This is a genomic window from Bacillus sp. 005/A4HT-01/001 (assembly GCF_004634445.1).
GTDB lineage: Bacteria > Bacillota > Bacilli > Bacillales > Bacillaceae > Bacillus > Bacillus altitudinis.
In genome coordinates this window covers 752,990-760,494 of the sequence record NZ_SEIZ01000002.1, presented here as the reverse complement: position 1 = coordinate 760,494, position 7,505 = coordinate 752,990, and the positions used below count along the sequence as shown (strand labels likewise).

Sequence of the window (7,505 nt, the reverse complement as noted above, 5' to 3'; positions counted from 1 at the left end):
GAAAATCCATATCCAATAAACCAACGATAAGCCACATTGGTTTCAATTTCTTTAATGGTTTGACGCATAGAGCGAATGCCAAATAGATATTGAATTAAGACCATCTTAATGAGAACAACGGGATCAACACTTGGTCTACCATTGTCAGAACTATAATGATCTTTGACAAGATCATACACGAAATCAAAATCGATCGCTTGATCAATTTTTCGTACAAGATGATCTTCAGGCACTAATTCATCTAAGGCCACTACTTCTAATTGATTTCTTCTTTCTTCTTCACGTTTCGATAACATGTTCATCCCCCACAGAATTGTGTTATTACCCTTATTATACAAAAAAGCTTGTAGACTTTGTCTACAAGCTGAACCCAATAGATGTATATCTATTGGGTTTTGCTATGCTTTAAAAATGCTTGTAAATCCTTTCGCCAATGAGCCCACTTGATTCATTGTACTCATCATTTGTCCAGCAGTATCAAACATTTTATTAAAATCGTATTGCCCATTCGTTTTTTTAAATTGTGACAGCACACTTTTAAATTGAGATGATTGCTGTTTTTGCGGCCTTGGCAAAGGATAAGGATTCATAGGCTGCTGCATAGGCATCATGCCCGGCGGCTGCATTTGCGGCTGATTCATTGCTTCAGGCTGCGGCTGATAAGGCTGGAAGTTTTCCTGATATCCAAAAGGCGGCTGATAGCCTGCAGACGGCGGCTGGTTCATTTCACCTTGATATGGGGGCATGAAATATTCTGGAGGCTGCGGAGGCTGCTGCATATCTGGATACGGAAAAGGCCGTTGCTGAAATTGATTCATTTCATAAGATGGCTGGTTTGAATAAGGGAACATGTATCTCGCTCCTCTCGCTCTGAAAACATATTGAAGTCAATGATATATTATGTTCAGGAAGCAGAAGATGTGCCTACAGCAGCCATAAGAAAAACGCAGGCTGTTTCATCAGCTGCGTTTGTTGATTTCTTCTATTAAAAGGTTCAGTGTATAAATCACTGACTCAACTAAATTTTTCACACGAGGTGCATGCTGTTTGCCAAAATAAGATTGCAGCACAACCTCTTTTCCATTTTCTTGGACGGCTTCAAGCTGTTCTTGATGTAAGTATCTAGGTTTGGCCTGATGAATAAATGAGGTAGCAGCAGTAAGCCACTCTTCCATTTGCTGATCAAATTTGACAACGGCCGGTTGAATATCGTTGTAAAAATCATAAACTGGGTATTCCTCTTCTGCCTTTCCCTTTAGGTACTGCTCGTATGCTTCTTCGATCCACGTGATCAACTCTTGTGTATGTTTAAGTAATGTTTGATTATCCAAAGTGTTCACCTCTATGAACCATCCTATCAAACGTTTACTTATTGCTCAAATAGAAAAGCTATCCGGCGTGATATGCGGGTCTTGCCTGCAGCTTATACTCTGCTGCATGAATTTTCAATTCACATTCCTTCACTTCAGATTCAAGACGGTCAATGATTTGTTCTTGCTCCTCTACGGCAGCGTTTTTTGTTTTTTTGACAGCTAAAGACAGTTCTTCTTCCACCGCATCAATCTTTCGCTCAATTTCCTCTAACAACTGCATAATGGATTCTTTTGATACAAATTCGCTCATCATCAGATTCCTCCTTTATCATCTCTCGTTACATTCTCTTTTCTTTTACTCCCTCCTTCATACATGACAAAACTAGAACTAAATCGCCAATCTAAGTGAAGATAAGCGCAATTTCTTCCATTTCGACACGTGCTTGTCCTTCTTTGTATGATCGCGTCCGATTGTGTAAATTCTAAGGACAAAGGAGGTAGATATCATGAAAAAGCAGCAAGCACCAAAAGAGCAAAAAACAAAAGGGAAAGAAAACAGTACAGATCAGCTTGATAAAAAGCTCGGCGGCCCTAACCGTCCATCCACGTAAAAAAAGCAGGTACCCCCTGCTTTTTATTTATGCAAAAAATAGTGTTCTAATGAGAAAAGAAAACGAAGCTGCCTTTTTTTATGAAAATACCAGTCGGTCAGCTCAATTTGTTTTGGTAAACGCTCTGCTTCAAACAAGGATGGACTCAATTTCTTTTGAAACCAATCTTCCCTTTGATCGTCTAATGAATGTGTCATGACTGGATACACCGTTCTGAGGAAAGGGCTTGACCTTCGCGCAATCCCTAAAAACGATTCAAAATCAAATCGAGATCCCGTATGCGGCACGGTATGCAAAAAATGATAAAAATCCGAAAACAAATCGGCTCGAAACAATAGTTTTGCTAGTTTTTTCCCTAACGTAATGCGCTCTTTTACTTGGGAAAACTTTCGTATGGTTAAGCCGTACAAATGCCCGTCTACTGTCGGAAAAACGACGGTTTGAAAATGTGCCCACTCGCTGAAAAGATATTGAATCGAGTGAAAAACATTCTTTTTCAGGAGAGGATTTTGTATAATAGGAGATTGTATAGTATATTGTTCATTTATGATGAGTGCATGCAGCAATCGCTCTGTGTCACGCTTTTGCCAAAATCGTTCCCATTCAGCGCTCATAAAACGAGACACACCGAAATGAGGGAGCAGATGAAATAAAGGTTTGCCGCACCTTTTTGACCATTCATACAAGAGAAGCTGCGGGTAAGCATCTGAAAAGATCAGCCAATTCGCTCTTTCATATGCTGTAAAGAACAGATGCCCTTGCTGATCCGTTAAACCCGGATGGAAGAGCTCGCCTTTTAAATCTGTCATCGACCATCCAGCATTTCTGGAGACAAAAGAAGCAAGCAGAGACCATTTCATCTCTGGATGACGGTCATAAAAGCGCTTGTACGCATTTGTCCTTGTCAGGTTGTCCTTATTTTTCGCTTTCGTTTCATGTAAAATATGCTGGGTAATCATGTGCTCTTGTTGTGACAACATGGTGATCTCTCCAATACAAAATGCATTAAAAGGAGGCTGAAACTTGATGATTCGGTATCCTAACGGAAAATCGTATCAGCCCATTCAACAAATTGGGACAAAAAAAAGAATCAGCGGCGAATCATCTTATAGTAACCGCGGGATGACGCTTGAAGCTGACTTAAATGAAACGAACCAGTACTATTTGGTCAACGGGATCGCAGTCATTCATAAAAAGCCTACCCCTGTTCAAATTGTCAATGTGGATTATCCAAAAAGAAGCGCTGCTGTCATTAAAGAAGCCTACTTTAAACAATCCTCCACAACAGACTACAACGGGGTATACAAAGGGCGTTATATCGATTTTGAAGCAAAGGAAACCAAAAGCACCACCTCGTTTCCACTCAAAAATTTCCACGACCATCAAATTGAGCATATGAAACAGGTTGAAAAGCAAGGCGGTATTTGTTTTGTTATTATATCCGCATTTGGTTCCGTTTATTATTTGTCCGCTACTGACCTCTTCTTCTTTTGGGAGCGGCAGCAGCAAAACGGCCGTAAATCCATTAGCAAAGATGAATTAATGGAAGCAGGTCACCTCATGACACTTGGATATTCGCCAAGAATTGATTATATTAAAGTAGTGGAGACACTTCATTTTTCGGATGACAGCAAGCAACATTTACGTTCGAAAAAGGTTTAACACGAAAGGTTGAGATGTGATGTCTGATCAATTTACAAGTCGTGAACAGCGACGTAAAGCAAGTCAAGAAAACAATAAGAAGCAAAAGAACAAAAAAGGCAAAAAGAAAGCAGGTCTATTTAAAAAAATATTTTTATCTTTACTCGTGATCGGTCTTCTTTGTTTAGTAGCCGGAATCACAACTTTTGCCGTTTTTGCATCAAGCGCTCCTTCTATTGATGATAGCAAGCTAAAAACGCCGTATTCTTCAAAACTTTACGATAAAGACAAAAAAGTCTTTGCAGAAGTCGGGGCGGAAAAAAGAACGTATGTCTCAATTAAAGATATACCCGACGTGGTAAAAGACGCGTTTATTGCAACTGAAGATGCACGTTTTTATAAACATCACGGGATTGATCCTATCCGTATTGGCGGTGCTCTTGTCGCAAACGTCGAGGACGGTTTTGGAGCAGAAGGTGGAAGTACGATTACCCAGCAGGTAGTGAAGAACTCCCTGCTTAACAATCAAAAGACGTTAAAACGTAAAGTACAGGAAGTATGGCTCTCGATTCAGCTTGAGCAAAAATACTCTAAAGATGAAATTTTAGAAATGTATTTAAACCGTATTTTCTTCTCTCCTTATGCTTATGGTGTTGGGAAAGCGGCTGAACAATTTTTCGGAGTGACAGATTTAAATAAACTAACTGTTGCACAGGCTGCCACACTTGCAGGTATGCCGCAAAGTCCATCTGCCTATAACCCAGTGAAACATCCAGAGGCAGCGGAAAAACGCCGTAATATCGTTTTAGGCCTAATGAAAAAACAAGGCTATATTTCAGAGAAAGAGTATGAGGAAGCAAAAGAAACACCTGTCAGCAAAACAGTTGTTTCGGCTGATAAATATAAGAGTCAAAACTCAAGTAAGTACTCTGCTTATATTGAAGAAGTCATGGAAGAAGTACAGAAAAAAGCCAAAGTAGATGTATCAACAGATGGATTAAAAATCTATACTTCTCTTGATCGAAAAGCTCAGGATCATCTGGATGACATCATCAATGGGGATTCAGCCGGATTTACGAAAGGTATGCAAGCTGGAGTCACCCTGCTGGATACAAAAAATGGTGAAATTCGTGCCATTGGTGGTGGTCGTGATGTGCCAGCCGGCGGCTTTAACTATGCCACTGATGCAAAACGCCAGCCGGGATCTACAATTAAACCAATTTTAGATTACGGTCCTGTAATTGAAAACAAAAAATGGTCAACATATCAGCAAATTGATGATGCGCCTTATACGTACTCTAACGGTACACCAATTAACAACTTTGACAGAAGACACTTAGGGAAAATGTCGATGAGAAGTGCTTTGGCACAATCACGAAACATCCCTGCTTTAAAAGCTTTCCAAGAAGCTGGTACAGATAATGCTGTTCAATTCGCCAATAACTTAGGTTTGGACTTACCTTCTGACATTCCTGAGTCTTACTCAATCGGCGGATTTGACGAAGGTGTCTCATCTCTTAAAATGGCTGGTGCATTTAGTGCATTCGGTAACAACGGATACTATAATGAACCGCATGCCGTAACGTCTGTTGAATTTAATGACGGGACGAAGCTTGACTTAACACCAGACTCTAAAGCAGCCATGAGTGATTACACTGCATTTATGATCACAGATATGCTGAAAACTGCTGTACAATCTGGAACAGGTACACTCGCACAAGTACCGAATGTTCAAGTAGCTGGTAAAACAGGTACAACCAACTTTACACAAGATGATATTAATAAATACAACATCCCTTCTGGCGGGGCGAAAGATTCATGGTTTGTCGGTTACACGCCGCAATACACAGCAGCTGTGTGGACCGGAATCGGCAACTCAAAAGATGCAGACGGCAAAATGTGGCTCACGGATTATGAACAACGTGTTGCCAAAGTTGTCTTCCAGAAATTAATTTCTCAAATTGATGATGGAAGCGGCTCATTTGAAAAGCCAGACAGTGTCGTTGAAGCAACGGTTGAAAAAGGATCAGATCCAGCGAAGTTAGCTGGACCAAACACACCAAGTGATAAGAAGACAACGGAATACTTCGTCAAAGGAACTGTCCCAACAAAAGTTTCTGACACATATGAAAAGAAAGAAGCTGACAAACCATCTGACTTAAAAGCGGTGTATGATGAAGAGAAAAAATCGATTACACTCACTTGGGGTTATGATGACGATGCAGATGCAACATTTAATGTAAAGCAAGCGGTCGATGATGGCGGCTATAAAGACATTCAAAACAGCTCTTCTAAAGAAGCCGTCATCTCTGATGTGAAGCCAGGATCCACCTATAAATTCCAAGTGACAGCGACTGTAGACGATGTCACAAGTAAAGCTGCTTCTACCTTCCTCACCATTAAAGATGACGAAGAAGAGGAAGAAAAAGCAGATGATGAGAACAAAGAAGAAGAAGAGCCACAGCAACCTGATGATGAGCAGACAGATCAAACTGATGATAATCAAAACCAAGGTGGCACTGATGAACAGAAGCCTGATGATAAAAAAGATCAAGGCGGAAATACCGAAAACGGCAATGGTGGTTCAAGTGATGGCTCAGACAGTACAAATGGAAACAGCAACTCACAGAGCGATGCCAATAAAGATAAAAAGAAAGACGACGAGAAAGCCAACTCTCAAAGCTCAAATACTCAGTCAAATTCTACTTCTCGCAAAGAAGACGAATAACAAAAAAAAGCACTTGCCCTATGTGGCAAGTGCTTTTTTAACGATTTTGTTTTAACTTTCTGAGTGCTTCGTATTTTCCATACTGCTTTTTGAGCTCTGTGTATAACTCGTCCAATTGAATAAAGCAATGATATTGAGTAGGTTTAAGTAAAATAAACTCTAATCGTTCTGTCCAGTTAATGGGGGCTACTGGAAACGTCTGTTGTTTGATTTCCTCCCAATCAACGGTTTGAAGCTTCTCTCCTTTGATCCAGTAAAACATTGCAATCATACTGACAATGCCTTGCAGCATATCATCCTCTTCACACCGAGATTTTCTCGTTTGAAAGCGAGGAAGCATGTTGTCTTTTAATTCATTCCACAGATCAAACATCAAAGGAACAAATTCTTCCGTTTTCTGCCACGGTTGCTCATCTAGTAAAGGTTCTGAAGATAGATCAAATGCGAGTGGATTGATTCTTAATATATCCTTTTTTTCGCCGCTTATCTCTACCTTTTTCTCTTTTAGCTTTTCGACATATGAGGTGAAAACAGCTGCTCCGCTCATGCCAGCTTCACCAGCCCTTTTTTCAGCCTCTTCTGCCCTTCTCTGCACATATCAAGAAGTGGACAAGATTCACACTGTGGCCGCTGCGCCTTACAGTGATATCTGCCGAAAAAGATGAGACGATGATGGGTCACGGACCAATCCTCTTTTGGCACCTTCTTCATTAAGGTTTGCTCTACCTCAAGAACAGAATCCTTCCAGCGGCAAATCCCAAGTCGTTTGCTTACGCGCTCGACATGTGTATCTACTGCAATGGCGGGAATTCCAAAAGCGACAGACACAACGACATTTGCTGTTTTCCGTCCAACCCCTGGGAGCTTGATTAGCTCATCTCGATCTCTTGGCACTTCACCGCCATAATCTTCAATCAGCATTTGGCTTAATTTTTGAATGTTTTTTGCCTTATTACGATAAAGACCGATCGAACGAATATCCTGCTGCAACTCTTCAAGCGGCACACTTAAATAGTCTTCTGGTGTTTTATATTTTTGAAATAGATGTTTGGTCACTTTGTTCACTAGAACATCTGTACATTGTGCTGAGAGTGCGACAGCAATCACTAGTTCAAATGGATTGGAATGAACAAGCTCACACTCAGCCTCTGGAAACATATCTCCTATAATATCTAAACATTCATTGATTTGTTTTTTTGATAACATGCCTTC

General features: G+C 40.5%; 10 protein-coding genes. 3 read left to right on the top strand and 7 right to left on the bottom strand.

Features of this window, described 5'->3' with window-relative positions; all coding sequences use genetic code 11:
- The 4 genes from ES896_RS09660 to ES896_RS09645 all read right to left on the bottom strand — a co-directional run.
- A partial coding sequence (locus ES896_RS09660) for a transposase (protein ID WP_135226738.1) occupies positions 1 to 296 on the bottom strand: 296 nt, incomplete at its 3' end.
- Positions 297 to 398: 102 nt separating this feature from the next.
- A complete protein-coding gene (locus ES896_RS09655; protein WP_017359729.1) occupies positions 399 to 851 on the bottom strand; it encodes a YppG family protein in 453 nt (150 codons plus the stop codon).
- A 108-nt stretch (positions 852 to 959) separates the two neighbouring features.
- Positions 960 to 1,340: a YppE family protein gene (locus ES896_RS09650; RefSeq protein ID WP_225310452.1), complete on the bottom strand. Its 381-nt coding sequence runs from the start codon at positions 1,338 to 1,340 to the stop codon at positions 960 to 962.
- Between the two features lie 49 nt (positions 1,341 to 1,389).
- Positions 1,390 to 1,623 carry a DUF5446 family protein gene (locus tag ES896_RS09645; protein WP_224558417.1) on the bottom strand — a complete coding sequence of 78 codons (234 nt, stop codon included), beginning with the start codon at positions 1,621 to 1,623 and terminating at the stop codon, positions 1,390 to 1,392.
- Positions 1,624 to 1,819: 196 nt separating this feature from the next.
- On the opposite strand from ES896_RS09645, the gene sspM reads away from it, so the two are divergent.
- On the top strand, positions 1,820 to 1,924 hold the full coding sequence (gene sspM / locus ES896_RS09640) for an acid-soluble spore protein SspM (protein ID WP_017359731.1): 105 nt from the start codon (positions 1,820 to 1,822) through the stop codon (positions 1,922 to 1,924).
- A gap of 23 nt (positions 1,925 to 1,947) precedes the next feature.
- Here sspM and ES896_RS09635 read toward each other — a convergent pair whose 3' ends face one another.
- Positions 1,948 to 2,904: a DUF2515 domain-containing protein gene (locus tag ES896_RS09635; protein WP_135226737.1), complete on the bottom strand. Its 957-nt coding sequence runs from the start codon at positions 2,902 to 2,904 to the stop codon at positions 1,948 to 1,950.
- Between the two features lie 46 nt (positions 2,905 to 2,950).
- On the opposite strand from ES896_RS09635, the gene recU reads away from it, so the two are divergent.
- Positions 2,951 to 3,586, top strand: a complete 636-nt coding sequence (gene recU, locus ES896_RS09630) for a Holliday junction resolvase RecU (RefSeq protein WP_017359733.1) — start codon at positions 2,951 to 2,953, stop codon at positions 3,584 to 3,586.
- 19 nt (positions 3,587 to 3,605) lie between these two features.
- The gene (locus ES896_RS09625) at positions 3,606 to 6,293 is read left to right on the top strand and encodes a PBP1A family penicillin-binding protein (RefSeq protein WP_135226736.1); all 2,688 of its coding nucleotides are present in this window, start codon (positions 3,606 to 3,608) and stop codon (positions 6,291 to 6,293) included.
- Between the two features lie 37 nt (positions 6,294 to 6,330).
- Here ES896_RS09625 and ES896_RS09620 read toward each other — a convergent pair whose 3' ends face one another.
- Positions 6,331 to 6,840, bottom strand: a complete 510-nt coding sequence (locus tag ES896_RS09620; RefSeq protein ID WP_019744018.1) for a YpoC family protein — start codon at positions 6,838 to 6,840, stop codon at positions 6,331 to 6,333.
- On the bottom strand, positions 6,837 to 7,499 hold the full coding sequence (gene nth, locus ES896_RS09615) for an endonuclease III (RefSeq protein WP_008344602.1): 663 nt from the start codon (positions 7,497 to 7,499) through the stop codon (positions 6,837 to 6,839). Before nth ends, ES896_RS09620 begins: the two co-directional genes overlap by 4 nt.
- Positions 7,500 to 7,505 lie beyond the last annotated feature (6 nt).

What these genes read in the sequence shown, in the direction of transcription:
- ES896_RS09635 (WP_135226737.1), bottom strand. Translation starts at nt 2,904, where the DNA reads ATGTTGTCACAACAAGAGCACATGATTACCCAGCATATTTTACATGAA.
- sspM (WP_017359731.1), top strand. Translation starts at nt 1,820, where the DNA reads ATGAAAAAGCAGCAAGCACCAAAAGAGCAAAAAACAAAAGGGAAAGAA.
- recU (WP_017359733.1), top strand. Translation starts at nt 2,951, where the DNA reads ATGATTCGGTATCCTAACGGAAAATCGTATCAGCCCATTCAACAAATT.
- ES896_RS09645 (WP_224558417.1), bottom strand. Translation starts at nt 1,623, where the DNA reads ATGAGCGAATTTGTATCAAAAGAATCCATTATGCAGTTGTTAGAGGAA.
- ES896_RS09625 (WP_135226736.1), top strand. Translation starts at nt 3,606, where the DNA reads ATGTCTGATCAATTTACAAGTCGTGAACAGCGACGTAAAGCAAGTCAA.
- ES896_RS09655 (WP_017359729.1), bottom strand. Translation starts at nt 851, where the DNA reads ATGTTCCCTTATTCAAACCAGCCATCTTATGAAATGAATCAATTTCAG.
- nth (WP_008344602.1), bottom strand. Translation starts at nt 7,499, where the DNA reads ATGTTATCAAAAAAACAAATCAATGAATGTTTAGATATTATAGGAGAT.
- ES896_RS09620 (WP_019744018.1), bottom strand. Translation starts at nt 6,840, where the DNA reads ATGAGCGGAGCAGCTGTTTTCACCTCATATGTCGAAAAGCTAAAAGAG.